This window comes from Streptomyces sp. NPDC051987, from assembly GCF_040680735.1.
In the GTDB taxonomy this organism is placed as follows: Bacteria; Actinomycetota; Actinomycetes; order Streptomycetales; family Streptomycetaceae; genus Streptomyces.
Map to the genome: position 1 here is coordinate 65,715 of NZ_JBFAXI010000017.1, position 26,351 is coordinate 92,065.

At 73.4% G+C, this 26,351-nt stretch carries 16 protein-coding genes; 3 read left to right on the forward strand and 13 right to left on the reverse strand.

Translation table 11 applies throughout. The features are described from left to right. Positions 1 to 6: 6 nt before the first annotated feature. The 4 genes from AB0M11_RS12405 to AB0M11_RS12420 all read right to left on the reverse strand — a co-directional run bounded on the left by AB0M11_RS12405 (position 7) and on the right by AB0M11_RS12420 (position 14,284). Positions 7 to 1,578 (reverse strand): amino acid adenylation domain-containing protein, encoded by a 1,572-nt coding sequence (locus tag AB0M11_RS12405; RefSeq protein ID WP_365704263.1) that lies wholly within the window; start codon positions 1,576 to 1,578, stop codon positions 7 to 9. Further along, positions 1,572 to 13,676, reverse strand: coding sequence for an amino acid adenylation domain-containing protein (locus AB0M11_RS12410; protein ID WP_365704266.1), 12,105 nt, complete (start codon positions 13,674 to 13,676; stop codon positions 1,572 to 1,574). The genes AB0M11_RS12405 and AB0M11_RS12410 overlap by 7 nt, the downstream gene beginning before the upstream one ends. Positions 13,677 to 13,686: 10 nt before the next feature. Then, entirely contained in the window at positions 13,687 to 13,872 is a 186-nt protein-coding gene (locus AB0M11_RS12415; protein WP_365704268.1) for an MbtH family NRPS accessory protein, read from the reverse strand. Between the two features lie 151 nt (positions 13,873 to 14,023). Continuing rightward, positions 14,024 to 14,284, reverse strand: coding sequence for an acyl carrier protein (locus AB0M11_RS12420; protein WP_365704271.1), 261 nt, complete (start codon positions 14,282 to 14,284; stop codon positions 14,024 to 14,026). A 445-nt stretch (positions 14,285 to 14,729) separates the two neighbouring features. Between AB0M11_RS12420 and panD the strand changes: the two genes are divergently transcribed. Continuing rightward, a complete protein-coding gene (panD, locus tag AB0M11_RS12425; protein ID WP_365704273.1) occupies positions 14,730 to 15,149 on the forward strand; it encodes an aspartate 1-decarboxylase in 420 nt (139 codons plus the stop codon). A 12-nt stretch (positions 15,150 to 15,161) separates the two neighbouring features. Here the strand turns inward: panD and mug are convergent, their stop codons facing one another. From mug to AB0M11_RS12470, 9 genes are all read right to left on the reverse strand, one after another. Then, complete coding sequence (gene mug, locus AB0M11_RS12430; protein WP_365704275.1) at positions 15,162 to 15,650, reverse strand: G/U mismatch-specific DNA glycosylase; 489 nt, start codon at positions 15,648 to 15,650, stop codon at positions 15,162 to 15,164. 65 nt (positions 15,651 to 15,715) lie between these two features. Then, positions 15,716 to 17,161, reverse strand: a complete 1,446-nt coding sequence (gene purB, locus AB0M11_RS12435; protein WP_365704276.1) for an adenylosuccinate lyase — start codon at positions 17,159 to 17,161, stop codon at positions 15,716 to 15,718. Between the two features lie 109 nt (positions 17,162 to 17,270). Continuing rightward, complete coding sequence (locus tag AB0M11_RS12440; RefSeq protein WP_365704278.1) at positions 17,271 to 17,615, reverse strand: DUF4326 domain-containing protein; 345 nt, start codon at positions 17,613 to 17,615, stop codon at positions 17,271 to 17,273. A gap of 10 nt (positions 17,616 to 17,625) precedes the next feature. Beyond that, positions 17,626 to 18,408 (reverse strand): SGNH/GDSL hydrolase family protein, encoded by a 783-nt coding sequence (locus AB0M11_RS12445; RefSeq protein ID WP_365704281.1) that lies wholly within the window; start codon positions 18,406 to 18,408, stop codon positions 17,626 to 17,628. A gap of 75 nt (positions 18,409 to 18,483) precedes the next feature. Continuing rightward, complete coding sequence (locus tag AB0M11_RS12450; protein WP_365704283.1) at positions 18,484 to 19,497, reverse strand: hemolysin family protein; 1,014 nt, start codon at positions 19,495 to 19,497, stop codon at positions 18,484 to 18,486. After that, the gene (locus AB0M11_RS12455; protein WP_365704285.1) at positions 19,494 to 20,828 is read right to left on the reverse strand and encodes a hemolysin family protein; all 1,335 of its coding nucleotides are present in this window, start codon (positions 20,826 to 20,828) and stop codon (positions 19,494 to 19,496) included. Before AB0M11_RS12455 ends, AB0M11_RS12450 begins: the two co-directional genes overlap by 4 nt. A gap of 222 nt (positions 20,829 to 21,050) precedes the next feature. Then, the gene (locus AB0M11_RS12460) at positions 21,051 to 21,515 is read right to left on the reverse strand and encodes a GNAT family N-acetyltransferase (protein WP_365704288.1); all 465 of its coding nucleotides are present in this window, start codon (positions 21,513 to 21,515) and stop codon (positions 21,051 to 21,053) included. 220 nt (positions 21,516 to 21,735) lie between these two features. Further along, positions 21,736 to 22,251 (reverse strand): hypothetical protein, encoded by a 516-nt coding sequence (locus AB0M11_RS12465; RefSeq protein ID WP_365704291.1) that lies wholly within the window; start codon positions 22,249 to 22,251, stop codon positions 21,736 to 21,738. Between the two features lie 58 nt (positions 22,252 to 22,309). Continuing rightward, a complete protein-coding gene (locus tag AB0M11_RS12470) occupies positions 22,310 to 23,098 on the reverse strand; it encodes a metalloregulator ArsR/SmtB family transcription factor (protein WP_365704331.1) in 789 nt (262 codons plus the stop codon). A 411-nt stretch (positions 23,099 to 23,509) separates the two neighbouring features. Between AB0M11_RS12470 and AB0M11_RS12475 the strand changes: the two genes are divergently transcribed. Both AB0M11_RS12475 and AB0M11_RS12480 read left to right on the forward strand, forming a co-directional pair. Continuing rightward, positions 23,510 to 24,022, forward strand: coding sequence for a MarR family winged helix-turn-helix transcriptional regulator (locus AB0M11_RS12475; RefSeq protein WP_365704333.1), 513 nt, complete (start codon positions 23,510 to 23,512; stop codon positions 24,020 to 24,022). A gap of 151 nt (positions 24,023 to 24,173) precedes the next feature. Continuing rightward, positions 24,174 to 26,309 carry an MMPL family transporter gene (locus AB0M11_RS12480; RefSeq protein WP_365704294.1) on the forward strand — a complete coding sequence of 712 codons (2,136 nt, stop codon included), beginning with the start codon at positions 24,174 to 24,176 and terminating at the stop codon, positions 26,307 to 26,309. Positions 26,310 to 26,351: the final 42 nt, after the last annotated feature.

Consider the following 26,351-nt stretch of genomic DNA (forward strand, 5'->3'; position numbering starts at 1 on the left):
GGGCGATCAGATCCTCTCGGGCAGGGCGGCCGGGGCGGCGGGAACGGGGACGACGTCGAGCACGGCGAGGCTGCCGCGCCCCCAGGCGGGCTCGGGCAGTCGGCGCCGGTCCTCCTTGCCGTTGGCGTCCAGGGGCAGCGCGTCCACCGCCACGTACTCGGACGGCAGCATGTGGCGCGGCAGCCGCCCGGCGAGGAAACGGTGCACGTCGGCGGCGCGCAGCGGCCCCCTGTCACGCGGCACGACATAGGCGACGACACGTTTGTCGCCGGGCGGCGCGACGCGTGCGGTGACCAGGCAGGAGCGAACCTCGGGTGCCTCGCCGAGCGTCGCCTCGATCTCGCCGGGCTCGATGCGGAAGCCCCGGATCTTGACCTGGCTGTCGGCACGGCCGACGAACTCCACCGTGCCGTCGGCCCGCTTGCGGCCGAGGTCGCCGCTGCGGTACGCGCGCCTTCCCGTCACCGGGTCGGTGACGTAGCGCTCCGCGGTGAGCTCGGCGCGGTCGTGGTAGCCGCGGGAGACGGTCTCCCCGGTGATCCACAGCTCGCCGGTCGCGCCCGCCGGGAGGGGGCGTCCGTGCTCGTCCCTGACGTGCAGGCCCGCGCCGGGGATGGGGGTGCCCAGCGGCAGCGGGGACTCCACCTGGTCCGGACGGGTGAGCAACCGGCGGCAGATGGCCACCGTGGTCTCCGTCGGCCCGTAGATGTGCGCCACCGTCAGCCCGGGGTTGGTCTCCAGCACCCGCCGGACCCGGGCCGGGGACACCACGTCACCGCCGGTGATCACGGTGCGCAGCGGCGCCAGCGCCTCGGGCACGTCGTCGGCGATCCGGTGGAAGAGGCCAGACGACAGCCACAGGTCGGTCACCTCCTCACGTGCCAGCACCTCGCCCAGCTCCGCGGAGGTCAGCAGGCCGTCCGGCGGGAAGGCCAGACAGGCGCCGCGCAGCAGCACCCCCCAGATCTCCAGCACCGACGCGTCGAAGGAGAACGAACTGCTCTGGAGCATGGTCCGGCCCGGCCCGAGCGCCGCGAAGTCCTGCCGCAGCGCGAAGGCGGTGACGTTGCGCTGCTCGACCAGCACCGCCTTGGGCAGGCCGGTCGATCCCGAGGTGTACATCGCGTACGCCAGGTCCGTGGGCGCGGACAGCTCCCCCGCACCGGGCGCGAAGGGGGCGTCGCCGTCGTCACCGGTGCCGGCGGCCGGGTCGAGGACCACGCAGTCCGCGAGGGCGGCCGGCAGGTCGCCGCCGTCACCGGAGGACACCAGGACGCAGATGCCGCTGTCCCGGCGCATGTGCGCCAGCCGCTCCTGCGGGTACGTCAGGTCCATCGGCAGGTAGGCGCAGCCCGCGCGGAGCACCGCCAGGGCCGACACCACGAAACCCGGTGACGGGGTGGCCGCCACCCCGACCAGCTCCCCGGGCCTCACCCCGAGCCGGAGCAGACCCCGGGCGATCCGGGTCGCGGCCCGGTCCAGCTCGCCGTAGGTCATCCGGATGCCGGGCGCGCGCAGCGCCACGGCGTCCGGGTCGCGCACCGCCCACCGGCGGAACGCGGCGTCGATCGTCACCATCGTGCGTCCTCCAATCCGACCCCGAGGTCGTGCAGCAGTTCTCGCAGGAAGTCCTCACCGGCGTCGGAGTTGGCGGTGACGACGAGGCCCAGACCACGGTCCGGGTCGGCCCAGGTCAGCGAACGGAAGCCGGGGACGCCCCCGGTGTGTCCGAACCACCGGCGGCCGCCGTACGGCTTGCCCGCGGTGCCCAGGCCCCCCGGAGTGCCGGGGTGGGGGCGCAGCATCTCGGCCGCCGCCTCCGCACCCAGCAGGACCGCCGGGCCACCGGTGACCGCCCGCTGGATCTCGACGGCGACCCGGGCCAGGTCCCTGGGTGTGGACCACAGACCGCCCGCGGCGGACTCCGGGTACAGGTGCCAGCCCTCCGGGTAGGGCGCGCCCGACGCCTGGTGGTTGCGGGCCAGCGTGGTGCCGGGCAGATCCGGCAGGCGCGGCGCGAAGTCGCTGTCCCGCATGCCCAGCGGGTCCAGGACGAGCGCGCGCATCAGCGGCGCGAACTCCTGCCCCGTGACGTCCTGGAGCACCTGCTGCACCACGGTGAAGTTGCTGCTCGAGTACAGGTACGGCGATCCCGGCGGGCCCACGGGCCTGACCGGCGGGGTCAGCGACGGCGTGCCGCCGGCGAGGATCTGCGCCGGGGTGGGCATCGGCAGGCCCGCGCGGTAGCCGTCGTAGGACTGCGCGCCGAGCCCCGAGGTGTGGGTGAGCAGATGGCGCAGGGTGACCCCGTCGCCGGGCAGCCGCCAGGAGGTGAGCATCCGGTTGACGTCGGTGTCGAGATCGAGCCGCCCGTCCTGGACCAGGGCCATCACGCCCAGCGCGGTGACGTGCTTGCTGATCGAGCCGACCTGGAAGACGGTGCGCTCGTCCACCTCGACCGGGTCGTCGACCCCGAGGACCCCGAAGCCCCAGGCCCCGCGCAGGTCACCGTCGTCGATCAGCGCGATCGCCACGCCCGGTACCCGGTGCCGCAGCATCGGCAGCCTCGGGGCCGGAGCCCCCGCGAACAGCCGCCGCACGAAGGGCTCCGCCGGCACACGGGTCCCCTCGGGCGGGGCGGCGGCCAGGCCGGTGAGGTGTGCCAGGTGCCGTTCGGCCAGCTCCCGTACGGTGCCGGCGTCGAAGTGGTCGGCCGCGTAACGCCATTCGAGGTGCAGTTCGCCGTCGAGGACCGCCGCTTCGACCTCCACGAGGTGGGAGCGCCGCTGCTCCGGGTCGACGTGCTCGCCGAGCGACCGGGGAAGGGGCCGCAGCGGCGCGTCCCCGGCGGGAGCGGTGTCCCGGCGGCCGTGGTAGTTGAACGAGACCTGTGCCGCCGGTGCGGTGCTGTCGTCCCCGCGCAGGTACCGGGCGAGTCCATGGCCGATGCCCCGCCCGGCGGGCGTGCGGGTGTGCTCGGCGACCACGTCGATCCAGGCGTCCATGGCACCGGACTCCGGCCGGGTGAGCAGCAGCGGCTGCACACTGGTGAACCAGCCCACCGTGCGGGTGAGGTCGACGTCGTCGAACAGCGGCTCACGGCCGTGCCGTTCCACGTCGATCGCGCAGGTGTCACCACCGGTGGCCTCGGTCAGCGTGCGGGCCAGTGCCGCCAGCATCAGGTGCTCCGGCTCGGCGCCGCGCCGCGCGGCGGCCTGGCGCAGCAGGCCCGCCGTGGCCCCGGCCGCGAGGACGACGCTCGTGGAGCGGGCCCGGCCCTCGGTGTTCTCCCCGGTCTCCCGGTCCACGGGCAGTGGCGCGACGGACGGACGCGGCAGCGCCCAGTAGGCGGCCTCCGGTGCGAACTCCGCGCTGTGCGCGTGCTCGGCCAGCCGCCGCGCCCAGTGCTGCACGGAGGTCGTCTTGGCGGGCAGTTCACCCCCTGCGCACAGGGTGGCGAGGTCCTCGACCAGAATGTGCCAGGACACGGTGTCGACGGCCACATGGTGGACCACCAGCAGGAGCTCCCCGGTGTGCCGCAGCAGCACGGCACGGAGCAACGGGCCCCTGGCCAGGTCGAGTCCGCCGTGCGCGGCCTCCACCGCGGCGTCGGCCTCCTGCGGGGTGTCCACGACCGTGAGCGGGTCGTCGTGGCCACCCGCCGGCGCCAGGTCCTGGTGCCAGCCGTCCTCCCGGCGGCTCCACCGCAGCCGGAGCGCGTCGTGGTGGTCGATCAGGGTCCGCAGCGCGGCCCGCAGGACGTCGGGCTCGATCCCGGGAGCGGCGTGCAGGAGCCGGCTCTGGTTGAAGCGGTCGCGGGGCCCGACGGCGGCGTACTGGTGCTGGATCGGTCCGAAGGGGACCTCGCCGGTGACCGGGCCCTGCTCGGCGTGGACGCTGGTGGAGCGGCCCTGGGCGGACGCCTCGTCCGAGGCCGCGGCGAGGGAGGCGACCGTCGGGTGCTCGAAGACCATCTTCGGGGTGATGGACAGGCCCGCCTCACGCGCCTTGGCGACGGTGTGGATCAGCAGGATGGAGTCTCCGCCCAGCGCGCGGAAGTTGTCGTGCACCCCGACGCGCGGCACTCCGAGGACCTGGCACCAGATCCGGGCGACGGCCTCCTCGGTCGCGGTGCGCGGAGCCACCTGGGACTCCGGCGCCACCTCGCGGGCGGCGGGGTCCGGATCGGGCAGGGCGGCCCGCTCCACCTTGCCGTTGGCGTTGAGCGGGACGGAGTCCACGGCGACGAGGAACCTCGGCACCATCACGTCGGGCAGCTCCGCGCGCAGGGCGGCGAGCGTACGGTCCGGGTCGTCGCCGCCGACGGTGTACCCGACGAGCGTCTTCGAACCGGCCACGGTCCGTACGTCGGCGACCGCGTCCCGGACGCCCGGCGCCCGCCGCAACGCGTCCTCGATCTCGCCGAGTTCGACGCGCACTCCGCCCAGCTTGACCTGGTGGTCGGCGCGGCCGACGAACTCCAGGACGCCGTCGGCCCGCCGGCGTCCCAGGTCGCCGGTGCGGTAGAGCCGGGAGCCGGGCGGCCCGAAGGGGTCCGGCACGAACCGTTCGGCGGTCAGCCGGAACCGGCCGTGGTAGCCGCGGGCAAGCCCGGGGCCGCCGATGAAGAGCTCGCCGGTGGCGCCGGTCGGCAGGGGTTCCATCGCCGCGTCGAGGACGTGCACGGTGTTGTTGTCGATGGGCAGTCCCAGGGCCACCGCGCCGGTGTCGGGGACGGCGTCCTCGGCGGTGCACACTCGGCAGGTCGAGTCGATGGACACCTCGGTGGCGCCCCAGGTGTTGTCGAGGCTCACCCGGTCCCCGAACACCTCCAGGAACCGGCGCACCAGGGCGGGGCGCAGCGCCTCACCACTGGTGAGGACGGACCGCAGCCGGGACATCGACCGGGCCCGCTCCGGGGTGAGGATGTCCAGGAACACCTCCAGCACACTGGGCACGAACTGCACATGCACCACGTCGTACCGGGCGACGGACTCGGCGATCGCGTGGGCGTCACGGTGCGCCCCCGGCGGCAGCAGCACGACCTGGCCCCCGGTGATCAGCGGCCACAGGATCTCCACCGCCGCGTCGTCGAACCCGAGCGTGGTCTTGTGCAGGACCCCCTCGCCGGGCCGCAGCCCGTGCCGGCGCTGCATCCACGTCATGCGGTTGACCCAGCCCGCGTGGTGCGAGGCCACCGCCTTGGGCGCGCCGGTCGATCCCGAGGTGTAGTACAGCGAGCAGAGGTCGGCGGGCAGCGCGTCCGGCCGGGGGCCGCAGCCGTGGTCCTCCGGCCAGGCGGTGGGGTCGTCCAGCTCCAGGACGAGGGCGGCCGTGTCCTCGGGCAGTGCCGGGACCAGCCGGGTCTGGGTGAGCACCACCCGGGCTCCGGAGTCGGCGAGCAGGTACGCCTGGCGCCGGGCGGGGTGGTCGGGGTCGACGGGCACGAAGGCGGCCCCCGCCTTCAGGATGCCGAGCAGGCCCACCACGTGCTCGAAGGAGCGTTCGGTGCACAGGGCGACCAGGTCGCCGGGACGGACACCCTCCCGGTACAGCCGTGCGGCCACCCGCTCGGCCCGCGCCCCTAGTTCGGCGTAGGTCCAGGTGTCGGAGCCGAGCCTGACGGCGACGGCGTCCGGGGTGTCGGCGGTCTGCGCCGCGACCAGGGAGTGCAGGGTGCGGTCGTCCGGGAAGGGGACGACGGTGTCGTTCCAGGTGTGGACGACCCGTTCGCGCTCCTCCGCCGACAGCATCGGGACCTCGGCGACCAGCGTCGGTCCCTCGGCGGCGCCGGGGCCGTCCTGTTCGTCCGGGCCGGGCCGGTCTTCGGTGAGGCCGGTCAGCAGCTGCACGACCTGGGCGAGCAGCCGGTCGGCGGTGACCTGGTCGTAGTGGGACCTCTGGCAGCTCAGGCTGAGAGTCAGCCGGTCGGCGCGGCTGGCCTCCAGAACCAGGGGGTAGCCGGTGTCGCGGGCCTCGCCCTCGGCGACCGGGACGACGCCCTGCGGCAGACCGCCGGGGCCGGTGTCGGTGTAGACGAGCAGGCTGTCGAACAGCCGCCGTCCCGGCGCCACCTCGCTCGCCCGCTGCACGGCCGGCAGCGCGACATGGGCGCGCCCCGCGACCTCGGTGATCCGCTGCTGGACGTCGCGCAGCAGGTCGGTGAGGGGTGCCCCGGGGTCCACGTCGACGCGCAGCGGCAGGGTGTTCATCAGCAGACCCACCATCCGCTCGACCCCCTCGACGTCGCCGAAGCGGCCCGAGACGGTCGTGCCGAAGACGACGTCCCGCTCCCCGCTCGTCCGGCTCAGCAGCAGGGACCACGCGGTGTGGACCAGGGTGCCGACGGTGACGTGGTGGTGGCGGGCGACCCGCTCCAGCTCGTCGCAGAGCGCGGCCGGCAGGGTGCGCCGGGCGTGCCACAGCCCCGTGGCGGCCCCGGTGGGGCGGCTGCCGGGCAGGGGAGTGGGCCGGGTGAATCCCGCCAGGCGGGACCGCCAGTGGGCGTTCTCGCGCTCGGCCTCCTCGGGGGTGTCGTGCTCGGCGAGCCGGCGCAGGTACTCCCGGTACGGCGGCGGGTCCGCGAGGACGGGCAGCCGGCCCGTCTCGTGACGGCTGCGGTAGACGGCGAACGCCTCGGAGAGCAGGGCGTGCAGGCTCCAGCCGTCGAAGACGACATGGTGGGTGGTCCACACGAACCGGTGCCGGTCCTCGGCGACCCGGATCAGCAGGAAGCGGGAGGGCGGAGCGGCGCCGAGGTCGAAGACGGTCTTCTCCTCCGCCGCGATCAGCTCGGCGAGCCGCTCGGCCCGCCGGTCCTCCGGGAGAGCGGTGAGGTCGGCGTACCGGAAGCGCGGCGGCGCGGCGCTGCGGACGACCTGGACCGGGCGGGGCAGGTGGGCCCAGTGGAAGGTGGACCGCAGGATCGCGTGGCGGTCGACCAGATGGGCCCAGGCGTCCTCGAAGGCTGCCCGGTCGAAGTCGCCCTCGATGTCGACGGCGAACACGCGCACGTAGTCGCCGGTCTCCGCCAGCGTGTCGAGGAACAGCCCGGTCTGCAGCGGCGACAGGGGCAGCACGTCCTCGGTGCCCTCCCTGCCCACGGTGTCCAGGAGCCCGTCCAGGGCCTCGGCGTCGAGTCCGGTGAACGCGAACGGCCGGGTGTCGGCGGGCGGCGTCGGGACCGGTGCCCCGCCGCAGAGGTCCGCGAGCGCCGCCACCGTGGGGTGGGCGAAGATCTGCCGGGTGGTGACGGTGAGTCCGGCCTCCCGGGCGAGTGCCGAGACCGTGACCGCCTTGAGGGAGTTGCCGCCCAGCGCGAAGAAGTCGTCGTCCACCCCGATGTCGCCGGTGCCCAGCACCCGGGCCCAGATGTCGGCGAGGGTCCGTTCGACGGGTCCGCGGGGCGCGGTCCGGGCGGACGTGGCCTGGGGGGCCGCCTCCGGGACGGGAAGCGCGGCACGGTCGATCTTGCCCGCCGGGCTGAGCGGCATCCTCTCCAGGACGACGAGCCGGTCGGGCACCATCGCCCGGGACACCTGGCCCCGCAGGAACGTCCGCACCGCGGCGGGGTCGGGCGCGTCGCCGGCGACATGGCCGACGAGGAACTCCTCGCCCGCCGCGTCCCGGTGGACGGTGACGGCGGCCAGCCGCACGTCCGGGTGGCGGGTCAGCGCCTCCTCGATCTCGCCCAGTTCGATGCGGTGGCCGCGGATCTTGACCTGGTGGTCGTCCCGGCCCAGGAAACGGATACGGCCGTCCGCCCGCCGCGCGGCCAGGTCACCGGTGCGGTACAGCCGGGTACCGGGGGCGCCGAACGGGTCGGGCACGAACTGCCGCGCGGTCAGTGCGGCGCGCCCCAGATATCCGCGGGCCACGCCCGCGCCCCCGAGGTAGAGCTCGCCCGGCACGCCGATCGGCACCGGGCGCATGGCCTCGTCCAGGACGTGGGCGGAGGTGTTGGGCAGGGGGAGCCCGATGGTCACCTCGTCCTGGGCGGGGTCGACGTCGTCCCAGGTGGACCAGACGGTGGCCTCGGTCGGGCCGTACACGTTGATCAGCCGGGGCAGGCCCCTGCGCAGCTCGCCGGCCAGGTCGTGCGGCAGTGCTTCCCCGCCGGCTAGGCCGACCTCGACGCCGTCCGCCGCGCCGAACCCGGCGGCCAGCAGCAGCCGCCATCCGGACGGGGTGGCCTGCACATGGCTGACCCGGTGAGCCCGGATCAGGGCCCGCTGGGCGGCGGCGTCCCAGCGTCCCTCCTCCGGGACCACCACGACCCGGCCGCCCGTGGTGAGCGGCACGAACATCTCCACGGTGGAGATGTCGAAGGACAGGGCGGTCAGTCCCAGCCACGTCTGCGGGCCGGTGGGCTCCAGCACGTGCGTCATGGCGGCCGTCAGGTGGGCCAGCGACGCGTGGGTGACCTCGACGCCCTTGGGACGGCCGGTGGAGCCGGAGGTGTACAGGACGTAGGCCACGTCGTCGCGGCCGGGACCGTCGCCGGTGCTCCCCGCCGCTTCCGCGGACGAGGGCTCCGGACCCGCCGGGTCGTCGGCGGTGCCGACGCGGACGACGGTCACCCCGTCCGGGACGGACTGCGCGGGGGGTTCCTCGCTCGCGAGGAGGACCCGTACCCCGGAGTCCGACAGCACGTAGGCGGCCCGTGCGTCGGGGTACTCGGGGTCCAGCGGGACGTAGGCGCCGCCGGCCCGCCACACCGCGAGCACCGCGGCGATCATCGTCGCCGAGCGGTCCAGCCGCAGGCCCACCCGGTCACCCGGCCGCACCCCCGCTGCCCGCAGCCGTCGTGCCAGCCGCGTGGCCTCCTCGTCCAGGCGGGTGTACGTCCACTCCCGCGCGTCGTACACCACGGCCGTCGCGTGCGGCGTGCGCGTGCGCTGCTCCTCGATCATCGCGGGCACGGTCGTGGCGGCGGGGAACGGGTGCGCGGTGTCGTTCCAGCGGCGTACGACGGTGTCGTGGGCGGCGTCCGGAAGGATCGCCAACTCTCCGACCCGGGCGCCCGGTCGCTCCACGAAGGCGTCGAGCAGGCGGCCGAACGACGCCAGCAGACGCTCCGCGTCACCGGAGTCGACCCGGAGGTCGTCGTGGAGGAGCTGGAGGACGGCCCCCGTCGGGCCGGTACGGATGGTCAGCATCAGCGGATAGCCGCTGCTCTGGTGCACGGGACCCATGCGCAGCGACAGTCCGCCCAGATCGGCGCGCTCGGCCACCGCCAGGTTCTGCAGGACCAGGATGCTGTCGAACAGCTTCTTGTCGGCCGGCACGTCCGACCAGCCGTGGATGTCGGTCAGCGCGGTGTGCTCGACGTCGCGCAGCCCGGCCGCCTGCCCGGCCAGGCGGCCCAGCCAGTCGTCGAGCCGGTCGTCGTCCTCCCAGCGCACCCGCACCGGCAGGGTGTTGGAGAGCAGCCCCACGATCTGCTCCACCTGCGGAAGGTCGACCGAACGCCCGGAGACGGTCAGCCCGAAGAGCACGTCACGGCTCCGGCTCCAGCGGCCCAGCAGCAGGGCCCAGGCCCCCTGGAACACGGTCCCGAGGGTGCACCCCCGCGCACGGGCGAGCCGCGACAGCGCCTCCGTCAGCTCCGGGGTCAGGGCGAGTTCGACCGTGCGGGCCGTTCCGGCGGGTGCGTCCGGGGACGCCGGTCGCACCACCGGGAGCGAGGTGGGCTCGACGAAACCGGCCAGGGCGTCGCGCCAGTACCGCTCGACGGCACGCGGGTCCTGTTCCGCCAGCCACTCCACGTAGGCGCGATGGGACACCGGTTCGGGCAGCTCGCGCGCGGGGCGCCCCGCCGTGCGGAGCGCGGTGGCGGTCGCGAAGACCTCGCTGAGAAGCGGACCGACGCTCCAGCCGTCGGCCAGGATGTGATGGTTGTGCCACACGAGGTGGTGGTGGTCGGGTCGGGTGCGGATGAGATGGAACCGCTGGGGCACCACCCGGAACAGGTCGAATCCCGTGGCGCGTTCCTCGGCGAGCAGCGCCTCCAGGCGCCCCGGGATCTCGTCCGCCGGGACCCCCGACCAGTCCAGGACGGTGAAGTCGGCCCGGACATGGCGGTGCACGATCTGGAGCGGGCGCTCCAGGCCCTCCCAACGGAAGGAGCAGCGCAGCGCGTCGTGCCGGTCCAGGACGTGCTGCCAGGCGGCGATCAGGCCGTCCTGGTCGAGGTCGCCCTCGATCTCCCAGCGGTACTGGGTGAAGTAGGAGTCCCCGCCGCCGTCGTGGAGGGCGTGGAACAGCATGCCCGCCTGGAGCGGGGTGCAGGGATAGATGTCCTGGACGTCCTCGGGGGAGAGCCCGGACAGGACCCGCTCCAGTCCCTCCCGGTCGAGACCGGCCAGCGGGAAGTCGCCCGGGTCCACGCCGCCGGCCGCCGCCCCGTCGCCCGACGCGACGGCGACGGCCGCCAGTTCGGACAGGGTCTGATGGGCGAACACCTGGCGCGCGGTGAACACGTACCCGGCCTCCCGGGCCCGCGACACGAGGAACACGGCGGTCACCGAGTCGCCGCCCAGGGTGAAGAAGTTGTCCTGCGCCGCCACCGACGGGACGTCGAGCAGCCGGCTCCAGATGTCGGCCAGGACCCGCTCGGCCCCGGCGGCGGGCGGCCTGCGCTCCGCGGGAGCCTCGGTGCGCGGGGCGGGCAGACGACGGCGGTCGACCTTGCCGTTCGGCGACAGCGGCAGGCTCTCCAGCGACACGAAGACGGCGGGCACCATCGCCACGGGCAGGGCGGCCGTGAGGTGGCGCTTCAGCGCGTCCTCCGTGACGTCCCCGACGACGTAACCGACGAGCCGGTCCCCGGCGGGACTGCGGTCCACCACGACCACGGCCTGCGCCACGTCCGGGTGCGCGGTCAACCGGGCCTCGATCTCCCCGAGTTCGATGCGGTGGCCGCGGATCTTGACCTGGTGGTCGTCGCGACCGAAGAAGCGGATACGGCCGTCGGGGCGTCGCGCGCCCACGTCGCCCGAGCGGTACAGGCGCGCCCCGGGCGGTCCGAACGGGTCCGGCACGAAGGCACCCGCCGTCAGCCCCGGCCGCGCGTGGTAACCGCGCCCGACGCCGGGCCCGCCCACGTACAGCTCACCCGGGACGCCGACGGGCACCGGGCGCATCGCGGCGTCGAGGACATGGACGGCGACCTGGTCGACGCCGGTGCCGACGGTGATGTCCGCCGCCGGGTCGGTGACGTCGTCGTAGGTGGCCCACACCGTGGACTCGGTGGGCCCGTAGCAGTTGAGGACGCGTCCGGCGGCCAGGCGCAGCTCCGCGGCGAGCGCGGGCGGCAGCGACTCACCGCCGGTCATGGCGACCGCCAGCCGCGGCAGCCGCTGGGTCGAGGCGAGCAGGACCCGCCAGCCCGACGGAGTCGCCTGCACATGGGTGATCCCGTGCTCCCGGGCCGTGGCGACCGCGGCGTCACCGTCCTGCGCGGCCCCCTCCGGCGCCAGGACCACCCGGCCGCCGGTGGTGAGCGGCAGGAACATCTCGACCAGCGCGATGTCGAACCCGATGCCGGTCAGGCCGAGCCACACGTCGTCCGCGCCGGCGTCGAGCCGACGGGCGGTGCCGCTGAGGAAGTTGACGAGGCCCCGGTGCTCGATCGCCACGGCCTTGGGGCGGCCGGTGGAGCCCGAGGTGTACATCAGATAGGCGAGGTCCTCGGCGCGCGGCGCGTCGTGGTCCCGCGGCGCGGGCACGGCGGCGGTGGCCAGGTCCTCGGAGCCGGGGCCGACGTGCAGCGACAAAGCCGCGCCGAACAGGGTGTCCCGCCCCGGTTCGGTGACCACGAGCCCGGCCCCCGCGTCCTCCACCATGGTCCGCAGGCGTTCCTCCGGGTGGTCCAGAGGCAGGGGCAGGAAGGCGCAGCCGGCCTTCCACACCCCGAGCAGCGTGGCCACCAGCCGCTCGGAGCGGGGCAGATGGATCCCCACCAGCGCGCCGGGCCCCGGCACGGCCGCGCGGAGCCGGGCGGCGACACGGTCCGACAGTTCGTCCAGTTCCCGGTAGGTGAGGCGGGTTCCGCCCGCGGTGACCGCGGTGGCGTCGGGCGTGGCGGCGGCGACGGCCGCGAAGAGGTCCAGCACGGTGCCGTCGGGCGTCGCGGCTCCGGAGCCCAGGGCGTCCTCGACCACACGGGCGAGCTCCTCGTCGGAGAGCAGGTCCACCTGGCCGACGGTGGTGTCCGGCGCGGTCACCGCGCGGCTCACCACCTCGACCAGCGAGTCCAGCATCCGTTCCACCGTCGCCGGCTCGAACAGCGTGCTCTCCCCCACCAGGTCGAGCCGGACCCCCTCGTCGAGGTTGGCCGCGACCAACGACAGGTCCACCTTCGCGGACGCCATGCCGATGCGCTCGCGCTCGACGGTGATCCCGGGCAGGTCCCACACGTGCTCACGCGACTCGATGCACTGGTACATGACCTGCGACAGCGGATTGCGGGAGGCGTCGCGGGGATGCCCGGAGTCCGCGACCAACTGCTCGAAGGTGACGTCCTGGTGTTCCAGGGCCCCGAGAACCACCGCGTTCATGCGCCGCACCAGCGTGGCGAAAGCGGGGTCGTCGCTGACGTCCACGGCCAGCGGCAGGGTGTTCGCCATCATGCCGATGAGCGGTTCGGTGTCGGCGACGACCCGGCCCGAGACCGGCGTCAGCACCGAGAAGCGGTCCTGTCCGCCGCTCCAGCGGTGCAGATAGCCCGCGAAGACCGACAGCAGGGCGGTGAAGAGGGTGACGTTGTGCCGCCGGGCGAAGTCCCGCAGCGCCGCACTGACCTCCGGTGACAGCAGCCGGCGGGCGCCGTGCCCCCAGAACGACGGGGTGGGGGGACGCACATGGTCGGTGGGCAGTTCCAGGACCGGCGGCACCCCGTCGAGAGCCGAACGCCAGTAGGCGAGCTGTCGCTGAAGCAGCTCACCGGAGAGCCGTTCCGACTGCCAGTGCGCGTAGTCCCGGTACGACACCGAGAGCTCCGGCAACACCGTCGCGAGGTCGGTGACCCCCCGCGCGGCCGCCGCGTACAGGGTGCCGAACTCGCGGCCCAGCACACCGCACGACCATTCGTCGGCGACGCAGTGGTGCAGGTTCAGCACCAGGACGTGGGTGCTGTCGTCGCAGGTGACCAGGACGGCCCGGAAGACGGGGCCGCGCTCCAGGTCGAAGGGCTCCGCGATCTCCTCCTCGGCCACCCGTACGGCCGCAGCCGACCGCGCTGCCGGGGGAAGATGCGACAGGTCGACCGTGCGCAGCGCGGCGGGGGCGGGCGGCAGCGGGACCTGACGGGGCGGGCTGTCGTCCCGGAACACCATGCGCAGCGTCTCGTGCCGCTCCACCAGGGCGTCCAGCGCCCGGCGGACCGCGTCGCGGTCCAGCGGCCCGGTCAGGCGCAGGACGCGGTGGACGCTGAAGGTGGAGTTGTCGGACAACAGGCGGTCCGCGACCCACAGGTTGTGCTGGACGGGCGCCAACGGGGCGCCCTCGGTGCCAGGACGGCGCGGTACGGCACTCGGGGCACCCGCGGGCGCCGCAGCGGTTCGGGACCTCCCGAGCAGCCGCTGCTTGAGCAACTCACGCTTCTCGGCGGTCAGTTCCCTCTTCGTCACAGCCGGCTCTTCCAGGCCGGCGGCTTCTCCGGTCCACGTCGTCATGGCAGTTCGGTCACCGAGCCTGACGGAGGCTGAGCGGCCGCATGTCGGTCCAGACCCGCTCGACGTGGTCGAGGCACTCCTCCTTGGTGCCGGAGGTGCCCTCGTCGAACCACCCGTCGGGCAGGTCCCTGCCCTCGGGCCAGATCGAGTACTGCTCCTCGCCGTTCACCACCACGCGATACGTCTGAGCCACCATGTCCTCACCTCTCGAAAAGTCATTGCGGACGTGCGTTCGGACGGCCGGCGCCGTCACGGACCGGCCCGGAGCCCGCCGTACCGGATCGGCCGGGCGGGTCCGCGTTGTTGATACGAGCTGGTCGAGCCGGAGCGGCCGACCGCCCGGGGCGCTACGAGGCCAGGCGGCGCACCGCCACGAGGGCGAGCGCGTCGGCGTTCCGCTCCCGGAACAGGTCGCGGACCGTGATCCGCACACCCAGCCGCGAGCTGATGAGGGACACCGCGCGGGCGGCCGTCAGCGAGTCACCGCCGATCTCCAGGAACCCGCTGCCGGTGTCGGGCACCTCCGTCGCGCCCAGCACCTCCTGGAAGACCACGGCGATCTTCCCGGCGATCTCCTGGGCCTCCTGCGTCGTGATTTCCACCGTCACCCTCTGCTCCCTTCAAGGTCGAATCATTCGGGATTCCGTGATTCAGCGATGCGGTGATTCCGTGAATCCGCGGTATTGCGACCGAGGCCGATTCTGTGCCCTCGACGCTTCCTCACTGTGACCGCGACAGGAATGCCGGCTCCAGCCCCGCCCCCGCTCATCAACCTGCACGGCATGAAAGTGAGTGGGCGACATACGGCACCCGGGGAGTCGGTGCGAGAGGCTCTGACCTGGGATTATTAGGGAAGTGGGGTGCGGGCCCGGCCGGGCGGAGATCTTCCCGGAGTGTCACGGAAATCCGCCTCTACCGAAACCTGATTTCCGCTGGAATGCTCGTTCAACGCCGCCCAGGATGAGCTACGAGAAAACCGCGAAAGCCGTTTCGCTCGTCGTCGTCCGCTCGTGGTTGAAGACCAGAAGGCGCCCATCCCGAAAGGCGACAGCCATGTTCCGAACCATGCTCAAGTCGAAGATCCACCGGGCCACGATCACCCAGTGCGATCTGAACTACGTCGGCTCCCTGACCCTCGACGCCGACCTCATGGACGCCGCCGACCTGCTCCCCGGCGAGCTGATCCACCTCGTGGACATCAACAACGGCAGCCGGTTCGAGACCTACGTGATCGAGGGCCCCCGGGGCAGCGGCATCATCGGCGTCAACGGCGCCGCGGCCCGCCTCGTCCAGAACGGCGACCTCGTGATCATCATCGCCTACGCGGCGGTACCGGACGCCGACGCGGCGAAGGTTGAGCCCAGGGTCGTCTTCGTCAACGAGCGCAACGAGATCATCGACGAGGGCACGGCCCTCAGCACGGCCCCTGGCGGCCACGGCCTGCTCGACGGCAGCGAGGCGCACACGGTCTGACCGGAGGCGGACTCAGCCCTCCGCCGCCACCCGCAGCCGTGCGAACTCCTCCGCCATCGTCGCCGCGGTCCAGTGCGCGTTCAGTCCGCTCGGGTTCGGCAGGACCCACACCCGGGTCTCTCCGATCGTCCGCTCCTGCGGCCCCACCCGGGCCCCGTGGTCGTCGAAGGCCGCCCGGTAGGCCGTGACGCCGACCACCGCGAGCCACCTCGGGCGGAGCCGGGTCACCTTGGCGGTCAGCAGCCGGCCGCCCTCCGCGTACTCAGCGGCCGTCAGCTCGTCGGCGCGCGCGGTGGCCCGCGCCACCACGTTCGTGATGCCGAGGCCGTACGACAGCAGCTCATCCTGCTCGGCGGGTCTCAGCAGCCGCGGCGTGAAGCCGGACAGATGCAGGACCGGCCAGAAGCGGTTGCCGGGGCGGGCGAAGTGGTGTCCGGTGGCCGCCGTCATCAGGCCGGGGTTGATCCCGCAGAACAGGACGTGCAGGCCGTCCGCGACCACGTCCGGGACGAGACGGTCGCGGGCGGCCTGCAGTTCCGCCGCCGTGAAGCGAGGGGAGCGGCCGGTCAGAGGATCGCTCCGGGCGTGTAGCCGGCGGCCTCCGGGTGCTGCTTGACGATCTCCTCGATCCGGCCGACGACGACCCCGACCTGATCGGCGGCCGCGCCGGTGAACGACAGCTTGTCGGCCATCAGCGCGGCCAGCTGCTCGCGGTCCAGCGGCAGCCGCGCGTCGGCGGTGAGCTTGTCGAGCAGGTCGTTGCGCTCGGCGCCCTGCTCGCGCATCGCGAGCGCGGTGGCGACGGCGTTCTCCTTGATCGCCTCATGGGCGACCTCGCGGCCGACCCCCGCCCGCACGGCGCCCATCAGCACCTTGGTGGTGGCGAGGAAGGGGAGGTAGCGGTCCAGTTCGCGGGCGATGACGGCGGGGAAGGCGCCGAACTCGTCGAGGACCGTCAGGAAGGTCTCCAGGAGGCCGTCGAGCGCGAAGAAGGCGTCCGGCAGAGCGACCCGGCGCACCACCGAGCAGGACACGTCGCCCTCGTTCCACTGGTCGCCCGCCAGCTCGCCGGTCATCGAGGCGTAACCGCGCAGGATCACCATCAGGCCGTTGACGCGCTCGCAGGACCGCGTGTTCATCTTGTGCGGCATCGCCGAGGAACCGACCTGGCCCGGCTTGAAGCCCTCGGTGACCAGCTCGTGCCCCGCCATCAGCCGGATCGTCTTGGCGAGCGAGGACGGAGCGGCGGCCAGCTGCACGAGCGCGGTCACGACCTCGTAGTCCAGCGAGCGCGGGTAGACCTGGCCGACCGAGGTGAACGCCTGCGAGAAGCCCAGGTGGCCGGCGATCCGGGTCTCCAGCTCGGCCAGCTTCGCGGCGTCGCCGCCCAGCAGGTCCAGCATGTCCTGGGCGGTGCCCACCGGGCCCTTGATGCCGCGCAGCGGGTAGCGGGCGAGGAGCTCCTCGACCCGGCCGTGGGCGACCAGCAGCTCGTCGGCGGCGGTCGCGAAGCGCTTGCCGAGGGTGGTCGCCTGCGCGGCCACGTTGTGGGAACGGCCGGCCATGACCAGCTCGGCGTACTCGCCGGCCAGCTTGCCCAGGCGGGCGAGGACCGCCGTCGTACGGTCCCGCATCAGTTCGAGGGAGAGCCGGATCTGGAGCTGCTCGACGTTCTCCGTCAGGTCCCGGGACGTCATGCCCTTGTGCACGTGCTCGTGCCCGGCGAGGGCGTTGAACTCCTCGATCCGCGCCTTCACGTCGTGCCGGGTGACCTTCTCGCGCTCGGCGATGGAGGCAAGGTCGACGGTGTCGAGGACCCGCTCGTAGTCGGCGATGGCCGCGTCCGGCACCTCGATCCCGAGGTCCTTCTGTGCCCGCAGCACGGCGAGCCAGAGCTGCCGCTCCAGCTTCACCTTCTGCTCGGGCGACCAGAGCGTGGCGAGCTCGGCGGAGGCGTAGCGTCCGGCGAGGACGTTCGGGATGCGGGGCTTGGCGGGCGCGGCTGAAGTCACGTGTACGGATTCTACTGGCGATTCCTGCAGGCCAGCGTCACGGGCCCGCTCGTGCGAAGCTACGAGAGCGGGATCACCTCTCGGGACCGCGTCACCGCTCGGGAAGACATCACCGCTCGGGAACGCCGGCCAGCTCCGCCAGCACGTCCGCGTGGCACGGCTCGGGGGCGCACCAGCAGGCCAGCGTCCGGCCGCGCAGGTCCGCCACCAGCTCCAGCAGCTCGGGCCGCTCCAGCAGGTGGGCGCGGTACATCGCCATCACCTCGGCCCGGGTGCCGTCCCGCTTCTTCTTCGGGGTGTCGTAGGCGAATGGGTTGTACAGCGGGTGGCGCGGAAGGTCCCAGCCGCCCATGGTCCAGCGGCGGCCCACGTAGAGGACGTCGGCGGGGGCGTGTTCCAGCCGGGGGCCGAACTCGTGGATCCGGCCCCTGACACTGATCACCCGGGTGGGCACGGGACCCACGCTACGCCTCGTACGGCAGCAGCTCAGGGCGCTTGGGCGCGCGGCCGTCGCCCGAGGACCGGCCGGTGAGGCGGCGGCCTATCCACGGCAGCAGGTGCTGCCTGGTGAAGCGGACGTCCTCGACCCGGCGGGTGACCCATCCGGGCGGCGCCGTCGCCGGGATCGGCGTGTGCCACTCGGTGTCCTCAGGCTCGTAGCCGAGCGTCTGCCAGACGGCCTCGGCGACCCGCCGGTGCCCCTCCGCCGTCAGGTGCAGCCGGTCCACGTCCCACAGCCGGGGATCGGCCAGCGAGGGCGCCCCGTACAGGTCGACCACCAGGGCGCCGTGCCGTGCGGCCAGCTCGTCCACCACGGCGAACAGCTCCTCCATGCGCGGCCGGAACCGCTCCTGGACCGGGCCCTGGCGGGCGGGGCTGCGCATCAGCACCAGCTGCTCGCAGGCGGGCGCCAGGCGTTCCACCGCCTCGGTGAGCAGGTCCCGGACCCGGCCCATGTCGCACTTGGGGCGCAGCGTGTCGTTGAGGCCGCCGACCAGCGTGATCACGTCGGGCCGCATCGCGACCGCCAGGTCGACCTGTTCCGCGACGATCTGCCCGATCAGCTTGCCGCGCACGGCGAGGTTGGCGTAGCGGAAGCCGGGCGTGCGGGCGGCCAGCCGGGCGGCGAGGACATCGGCCCAGCCCCGGTAGGAGCCGTCGGGCCGCAGGTCCGACATGCCCTCGGTGAAGGAGTCGCCGATCGCGACCAGACTGGAGTGTGCGGGAGGCACCGGGTTCTTCTGCATGGCGACAGCGATGATATCCCCGGGCCCATACTCGCCGGTCGGTCCCTCCCGCCGGCGACTCCGCCACCACGCGGCCTACGCGTGCTGCCCGAACAGCTCCCGCAGCACGTCCTCCATCGTCACCAGTCCCGCCAGCCGTCCGTCGTCGCCGAGGACGCCCGCCAGGTGGGTGCGGCTGCCGCGCATCGCGGTGAGCACGTCGTCCAGCGGGGTGCTCTCCCGCACCCGGGCGATCGGCCGCATGTCCCGCAGCCGGAACGCCTCGTCGCCGGACGAGGCGTCCAGTGCGTCCTTGACGTGCAGATAGCCGACGATCCGCCGCCCCTCGTCGACCACCGGGAAGCGGGAGAAGCCGGACCGGGCCGTCAGCCGCTCCAGCTCCTGCGGGGTGACGCCCACGCGCGCGTAGACGACGCGTTCCAGTGGCACCACCACGTCCCGCACCGGCCGGCGGCCCAGCTCCAGGGCGTCGTGCAGCCGCTCCTGCGCCCGGTCGTCGATCAGGCCCGCCTCGCTGGCGTCCTTGACGATCTCGGCGAGCTCGGTGTCCGTGAAGGTCGCCGAGACCTCGTCCTTGGTCTCCACCCGGAGCAGCCTGAGCAGCCCGTTCGCGAACGCGTTGACGGTGAAGATCACCGGGCGCAGTGCCCGGGACAGGGTGACCAGGGGCGGACCGAGGAGCAGGGCGCTGCGCACCGGCTCGGCCAGCGCCACGTTCTTCGGCACCATCTCGCCCAGCAGCATGTGCAGGTAGGTCGCCAGGGAGAGCGCGATCACGAAGGACACGGCATGGCCGGCGCTCGTGGGCACGCCGACCGCGTGGAACACCGGTTCCAGGAGATGCGCGATCGCGGGCTCCGCGACCACACCCAGCACCAGCGTGCACAGCGTGATGCCGAGCTGGGCGGCGGCCAGCAGCGCGGACACGTGCTCCAGCCCCCACAGCACGCTCTTGGCCCGCCGGTCGCCCGCCTCGGCGTGCGGCTCGATCTGGGAGCGGCGCACGGAGATCAGCGCGAACTCGGCGCCGACGAAGAAGGCGTTCACGACCAGTGTCGCGAGACCGATCAGCAGCTGTACGACGGTCACCGGTGCCCCTCCTGCTCCGTCTCGTCGTCGAGCGGCGCGTGCAGCAGCACCCGGGCGGCCCGCCGCCCCGACGCGTCCACCACGTCCAGCCGCCACCCGGCCACCTCGACGCCGTCCCCGGTCTCCGGTATCCGGCCCAGCTCGGCCGCGACCAGTCCGGCCAGCGTCTCGTACGGCCCCTCGGGGGCCCGCAGGCCCACGCGGGCGAGCTGGTCCATGCGGGCCGCGCCGTCCGCCGAGTAGAGCGCGCGGCCGGTGGTGTCGGCGCCGGCCGGGGCGAGGTCGGGTGTCTCGTGCGGGTCGTGCTCGTCGCGGACCTCGCCGACGACCTCCTCCACGATGTCCTCCAGGGTGGCGACCCCGGCCGTGCCGCCGTACTCGTCGATCACGACGGCCATGGTGCGGCGGCCGCCGAGGCGGTCCAGGAGGCGGTCGACGGTGAGGGACTCGGGGACCAGCAGGGGTTCGCGCATCACCTGGGCGACCCGGACCCGGGACCGCTCCTCGGCGGGCATGGTCAGCACGTCCTTGATGTGGGCGGTGCCGACGACGGAGTCCAGGCTGTCCCGGTAGACCGGGAAGCGGGACAGACCGGTCGCCCGGGTGGCGTTCGCCACGTCCTCGCAGGTTGCCCGGACCTCCAGGGCGACGACCTGGACGCGCGGGGTCATCACGTTCTCGGCGGTGAGGTCGGCGAGGTTGAGGGTGCGCACGAACAGCTCGGCGGTGTCCGGCTCCAGCGCGCCCTCCCTGGCGGAGTGCCGGGCCAGCGCGGCCAGTTCCTGGGGTCCGCGCGCGGAGGCCAGCTCCTCGGCGGGCTCGATGCCCAGGCGCCGTACCAGCCGGTTCGCGGTGTTGTTCAGGTGGGTGATGAACGGCCGGAAGGCCGCGCTGAACCAGCGCTGGGCGTTGCCCACCCGCTTGGCCACGGCCAGCGGTGAGGAGATCGCCCAGTTCTTGGGCACCAGCTCGCCGACGACCATCAGGAACACCGTGGACAGCGCGGTGCCGATCACCAGGGCCAGCGAGCCGGCGACCGACGGCCCGATGCCCACCGCCTCCAGCGGTCCGGCCAGCAGCTTGGCGATCGAGGGTTCGGCGAGCATGCCGACCACCAGGTTGGTGACCGTGATGCCGAGCTGGGCCCCGGAGAGCTGGAACGTCAGGTTCCGTACGGCCTTGAGGGCGCCGGCGGCCCCGCGCTCGCCGCGCTGGGCGGCCCGCTCCAGCTCGCCGCGTTCCACCGTGGTCAGCGAGAACTCGGCCGCGACGAAGGCACCACAGGCGAGCGACAGCAGGATCGCCACCAGCAGCAGGAGCACTTCGGTCATCGGGTCACCTCCGTCCCATGGTGGGACAGGGCGGACGGGACCGCGCGGTGTCGGTGGCGGACAGGACCGGGAGGCTCGCCCATGGGGGGACGCTCACACACCTTTCACGGAGGTACGGGACGGCTGACTCCCCCAATGGTAAAGGATCGGCAAAGCGTCTGATCGGACGGTCGGCCCTCCGCCTCCGGGGGCCTTCGGCCGCGAGCGTGTCGCCGCCTGCGCCTACCCGGCCTGGAGGGGTTTCACCCAGCGTCGCCAGTGGTCCTCGCGGTGGTAGCCGCGCGCGGCCCAGGTGTGGTGGGCCCGTTCGTTGGCTTCCAGCACCATGGCGTCGACGCGTCGCCCGCCCAGGGCGGCGAAGCGCCGTTCCGCGGCCTGCAGCAGGGCGGTGGCGATGCCCTGCCGACGGTGTTCGGGGTGGACGGCCAGCCGGTAGGCGGAGCAGCGCCACCCGTCGAAGCCGGCTATGACGGTTCCCGTGAGGAGGTCGCCGCGCAGGGCGAGGAGCAGGGCCTCCGGGTCCCGTGCGAGGAGCCGGGCCACGCCGTCGTGGTCGTCGCTGATGCTCGTTCCTTCCGCGGCGTCACGCCAGAATCCGAGCACGGCGTCGATGTCCGAGGGGGCGGCGGCGCGGATGCGGAGGTCGCGGAGGTCGTGGAGATCGCGGAGGTCGTGGAGATCGCTCATGGGGCGAGCCAAGCAGAGAGTCCGCTCGTCCCGCGAACGGGTTTGCCGGGGGAGTGGGTGAAGGGGGGGCTGCTCGACCTGCGGAAGGCGGTGGAGGCGATGATCCCCCGCGTGGACCTGCCGGAGGTGCTGCTGGAGGTGTTCCCCTGGACCGGCGCCGATCAGGCGTTCACGTCGATCACCGGCGGTGAGGCCCGCTTGCGGGACCTGCACGTGACGGTCACCGCGTGGCCTCGGCCACGGCCTGGTCGGGGATCAGGGCGAGGAGCTGTTTCGTGTGGCCGGGCAGTTCTGCCTCCGCCAGGCCGGTGACGATGTCGCGCAGCGACATGGGCTGATCGACCAGGAGTGTGTCGTTGGACAGGAGCCGTGCAGGCACCAAGGTGCCGAGTTCGGCATCGGTGAGCGCCGTGCCTCCGGCGAGTGTGCACAGGGCGGCTGCCTGGCCGCTGATGCGGTCCCGGAGCCCGGGGGTGCCGCCGGCGTGCGCGATGGTTTGCTCGATGGTCCAGGCGTCGAGGGCGATCCGGTTGTCGTACGTCGTGTTGGCTCCCGCTGCGATACCTGCGACGGCGGCGATGGTGGCGGCGCTGACGAGAGAGACGTGCGCGAGGATCTGGTCGGCGTTCCACTCGCCGTCTGGCGGGACGGGGCTGGGGCCGTCGGCGTTGGCCACGGTGATGGCGGCGTCGAGCAGGGCGCGGTAGGCGTCCTGGAGTGGGGCAGTGTCCAGCATGTGTCGCACCTCTCTGTGCGGGCGTATGCGGAATGACCGAAGGGCGGATAGGCGGGGCTCAGGTGTGGGCGCGGGACATTTCCCAGGGCGCCTGCGGCAGGACGTCGCCGGTCTCCAGCATCGACTTGAGATTTGCCAGCACGGCCGGCCAGCCGGCCGAGATGCCGCCCAGCATCTCCTGGTTGGGGAGGTTCTCGTGAGTCACGGTGAGGCGAACGATGTCCTGATGCGGTTCGACGAGGAAGGTGACGACCGACGGCTCTCTCGGCGATTCGCCATCGGGGGTGTCCTCAAAGGTGATGACCAGCCGGGTCGGGGGCTCGGCCTCCAGGACATGGCCCACCACGTCGACCTTGCCTGAGCCGTCGGCTCGCCGGTGTTCCCAGGCCGAGCCCGGCTGCCAGTCGGAGACGTTCGCGTGTCCCCAGTAGCGCGCCGTCAGGTCGGCGTCGGTCAGGGCCTGCCACACCTGCTCCGCACTGGCGCGGATGTAGGTGACGTATACGTAGTCCGGCACCGGTGTGGGTGTGTTGGTCATGGCGTACTCCTCTGCCTGGTGCTTGATGGCGCTGATCGCTTGCAGGCGGAGCTTGTCGAAGCCGGAGATCCAGCGCTCCTCGATCTCGTGGATCGGGACCGGGTTGAGGTAGTGCAGCCGCTCCCGGCCCCGCCGTACCACGGTGACGAGGTTGGCCCGCACGAGGATGTCCAGGTGCTGGGTCGCCGACTGGCGCGCCATGTCGAGGCGCTCGCACAGTTCGCGCAGCGTCTGCCCGTTGTGCTCGCGGAGTCGGTCGAGCAGGAGCCGCCGGGTGGGATCGGCCAGCGCCTTGAACACCGAGTCCATCGTCGTTGCTTCGAGGCTCACGCTCTACATTATGCAGGTATTCACCTGCCTATCGTCAACGACGAGGCCAGACGTGCGAGCCCGAGCACAGCGATGTGCGCCGACGTCCGGGCCGCCCCAACGCCCGTCCTACTGGGACGTGCCTACGTCACCCTGACAAGCCGAAGTCAGTATCTGCGGGGCGACTTCAAACGGATCCGGCCCCCGACACTCCGTCAGCCGCCCACCCGGGCCGACAGATCCTTGGCGCCGGTTTTCGGTCCGATGATCCTCAACCCCCGGTCCGGCGGTGAGTCGTGAGTGCCCCGGTAGGATGCGGCGGTGGACACGGAGACGAGCGGAGGGCACCCGCCGCGGCGGCGCGGAGGTGCCGCCGGGGAAGCGTCCCCGGCCGCCGGCGACCGGCGCACCGTGGCCCCTGGCCCCTCGGATGCCGGAGACTTCCCCGCCTCCCCGGGCGACCTCCCTGCCTTCTCCGGTGACCTGTCCGCCTTCGCGGTGCAGCTGCGCCGCATGCACGGCGAGGTCGGCCGGGTCATCCAGCAGTACGCGGCTCGGCAGAACCTGCACGCCACCGACGTACAGGCGCTGGCCGCCATCCTCGACGCTCCCGAGCCGATGACCCCCACCAGGCTGCGTGCCGCGCTCGGCCTCACCTCCGGCGCGGTCACCGCCTGCGTCGACCGGCTGGAGCGTGCCGGTCATGTCCGCCGGGTGCGCGAGGACAGCGACCGCCGCGTGGTCCACCTCCACTACGTCGACGACGCCCGCGCCGCCGCCCGTACCCACTTCCGCCCCCTCGCCGACGCGCTGCGCCGGGCCGGTGCGGATTTCGACGCACCCGAGCTGGCGGTGGCCCTGCGGTTCCTGACCGCGCTGAACGACGCCCTGGCCCGGGTGCCCGGGGAGCCCGCCGGTCGCTGAGCGGCCGCCCGTGCTCCGAAGACGGCGGCAGCTGCATCCGAATCGTCGGCGAGGCGGGAAGCGTGGAGGCGAGAGCACCTTCTACGATTACTCAATCATTGAGATTGTTCATGGTCGAGTTTTCTCCCGCCGTTCGCCCCCGAGGAGTCCCATGACGCCCCCGCACCGCCGAGCCCGCATCCTCGCCCCGTTCGCCCTGGTCGCCGTATGGCTGGTGGTCGGAGCGCTCCTGGGGCCCTTCGCCGGACGGCTCGGTGAAGTCGCCACCAACGACCGGGCCGCCTTCCTGCCACGCGGCGCCGAGTCCACGCGCGTCCTGCGCGAGCAGGCCGCCTTCCAGCAGCGTGAGACCCTGCCGGTCATCGTGGTGTGGACCGCCGACGGCGGGGGCGCCGTCAGCGACCGGCAGCGGTCGGCCACCGCGGCGATGGCCGCGCTCGCCGGGACGCCCGGGACGGCCGGATCCCCCTCCCCGGCCCTGCCCTCGCGGGACCGCGCCGCCCTCCAGGCCGTCGTGCCGCTGAGCCCCGATCTGGGTGACCGGCTCGCCCCCACGCTGCAACGGGTGCGGGCCGCTGCCGAGACGGTGCCCGGCACCCGGGTGCAGGTGGGCGGACCGGCGGCCACCCAGGCCGACCTGGCGGACGCCTTCTCCGGCATCGACGGGGTGCTGCTCGCGGTCGCCCTGGCCGCTGTCCTGGTCATCCTGCTGCTGGTCTACCGCTCCCTGCTGCTGCCGCTCGTCGTCATCACCGGCGCGGTGTTCGCCCTCGGGCTGGCCTGTGCCGTCGTCTACGCCCTCGCCGACCACGGTCTGGTGCGTGTCGACGGACAGGTGCAGGGCATCCTGTCCATCCTCGTGATCGGCGCCGCGACGGACTACGCCCTGCTGGTCACCGCACGCTGCCGGGAGGAACTGGCCGCCGGGCGGGACCGCCGGGCCGCCGCCCACGCCGCCCTGCGCCGCTCGGCCCCGGCCGTCCTGGCCAGCGCGGGCACCGTCGCGCTCGGGCTGATCGCCCTGCTCCTGAGCGACCTCACCAACAACCGGGCTCTCGGGCCGGTCGGCGCCGTCGGCATCGCCTGCGCCGCCCTGAGCGCGCTCACCTTCCTGCCGGCTGTCCTGGCCCTCCTCGGCCGCCGCGCCTACTGGCCGGCCAGGCCCGCGAGCGGAGCCGGCGCCACCGGACTGTGGCAGGGCGTCGCGCGGCTGATCGACCGGGCGCCGCGGCGGGTGTGGGCACTCGCCCTCACCGGACTCCTCGTCTGCTCGGCCGGCGCGCTCACCCTGGACTCGCGGGGCGTGCCGCTGGACGAGACGTTCGTCCGGCACGTGCCGTCCGTCGCCGCCCAGCAGACCCTGGCCCGGCACTTCCCTGCCGGCGCGGGCAACCCGGTGGTGGTCCTCGCCGACGCCGCCTCCGCCGACCGGGTGGAGCGCACCCTGCGCGACACCGCCGGCATCGCGTCGGTGACCGCGACCGGCGCCCCGGGCCGCCCGGCGGCCGGTCCACGCGTGGTGGACGGCCGGGTCAGGTTCGAGGCGACCGCGAACGCGGCCCCCGACACCCAGGGCGCCCGCGACACCGTGGCCCGGCTGCGTGCCGCCCTGCACCCGCTGCCCGGCGCGGACGCCCTCGTCGGCGGCTACACGGCCCAGCAGTACGACACCCTGCGCGCCGCCGAACGCGACCGCACCGTCATCGTCCCGGTGGTGCTCGCCGTCATCCTGGCCATCCTCGTGCTGCTGCTGCGCTCCCTCGCCGTGCCCGTCCTGCTGGTGCTGACCGTCGCCCTCAACTTCACCGCGACCCTCGGCGTGGCGGCGCTGGTCTTCCGCGACCTGTTCGGCTTCAGCGGCACCGATCCGTCCGTGCCGCTGTACGGGTTCGTCTTCCTGGTCGCCCTCGGTGTCGACTACAACATCTTCCTGATGTCCCGGGTCCGCGAGGAGACCCTGCGGCACGGCACCGTCGAAGGCGTGCGGCGCGGGCTCGTCACCACCGGCGGGGTCATCACCTCCGCCGGCGTGGTGCTCGCCGCCACCTTCGCCGCGCTCGGCGTGATCCCGCTCGCCTTCCTGGTGCAGATCGCCTTCATCGTCGCCTTCGGCGTGCTGCTGGACACGTTGGTGGTGCGCTCCCTGCTGGTCCCGGCGCTCGTGCGGGACGCCGGGGACCGCGTGTGGTGGCCCACCCGGCCCGGCGCCGTGGAGCCCGCGGGCCACCGCTCACCGGCCCCGGAACGGCGGCCCCGGGCCGTGCTCCGGGGGCAGGACGGCGCCTGACGGCCGCGGTCCGGGCGGCTCGGCGGGGCCGCGCGGGACCGA

What these genes read in the sequence shown, in the direction of transcription:
- AB0M11_RS12405 (WP_365704263.1), bottom strand. Translation starts at nt 1,578, where the DNA reads ATGGTGACGATCGACGCCGCGTTCCGCCGGTGGGCGGTGCGCGACCCG.
- AB0M11_RS12410 (WP_365704266.1), bottom strand. Translation starts at nt 13,676, where the DNA reads ATGACGACGTGGACCGGAGAAGCCGCCGGCCTGGAAGAGCCGGCTGTG.
- AB0M11_RS12415 (WP_365704268.1), bottom strand. Translation starts at nt 13,872, where the DNA reads ATGGTGGCTCAGACGTATCGCGTGGTGGTGAACGGCGAGGAGCAGTAC.
- panD (WP_365704273.1), top strand. Translation starts at nt 14,730, where the DNA reads ATGTTCCGAACCATGCTCAAGTCGAAGATCCACCGGGCCACGATCACC.
- AB0M11_RS12445 (WP_365704281.1), bottom strand. Translation starts at nt 18,408, where the DNA reads ATGCAGAAGAACCCGGTGCCTCCCGCACACTCCAGTCTGGTCGCGATC.
- AB0M11_RS12455 (WP_365704285.1), bottom strand. Translation starts at nt 20,828, where the DNA reads ATGACCGAAGTGCTCCTGCTGCTGGTGGCGATCCTGCTGTCGCTCGCC.
- AB0M11_RS12460 (WP_365704288.1), bottom strand. Translation starts at nt 21,515, where the DNA reads ATGAGCGATCTCCACGACCTCCGCGATCTCCACGACCTCCGCGACCTC.
- AB0M11_RS12465 (WP_365704291.1), bottom strand. Translation starts at nt 22,251, where the DNA reads ATGCTGGACACTGCCCCACTCCAGGACGCCTACCGCGCCCTGCTCGAC.
- AB0M11_RS12470 (WP_365704331.1), bottom strand. Translation starts at nt 23,098, where the DNA reads ATGGACTCGGTGTTCAAGGCGCTGGCCGATCCCACCCGGCGGCTCCTG.
- AB0M11_RS12480 (WP_365704294.1), top strand. Translation starts at nt 24,174, where the DNA reads ATGACGCCCCCGCACCGCCGAGCCCGCATCCTCGCCCCGTTCGCCCTG.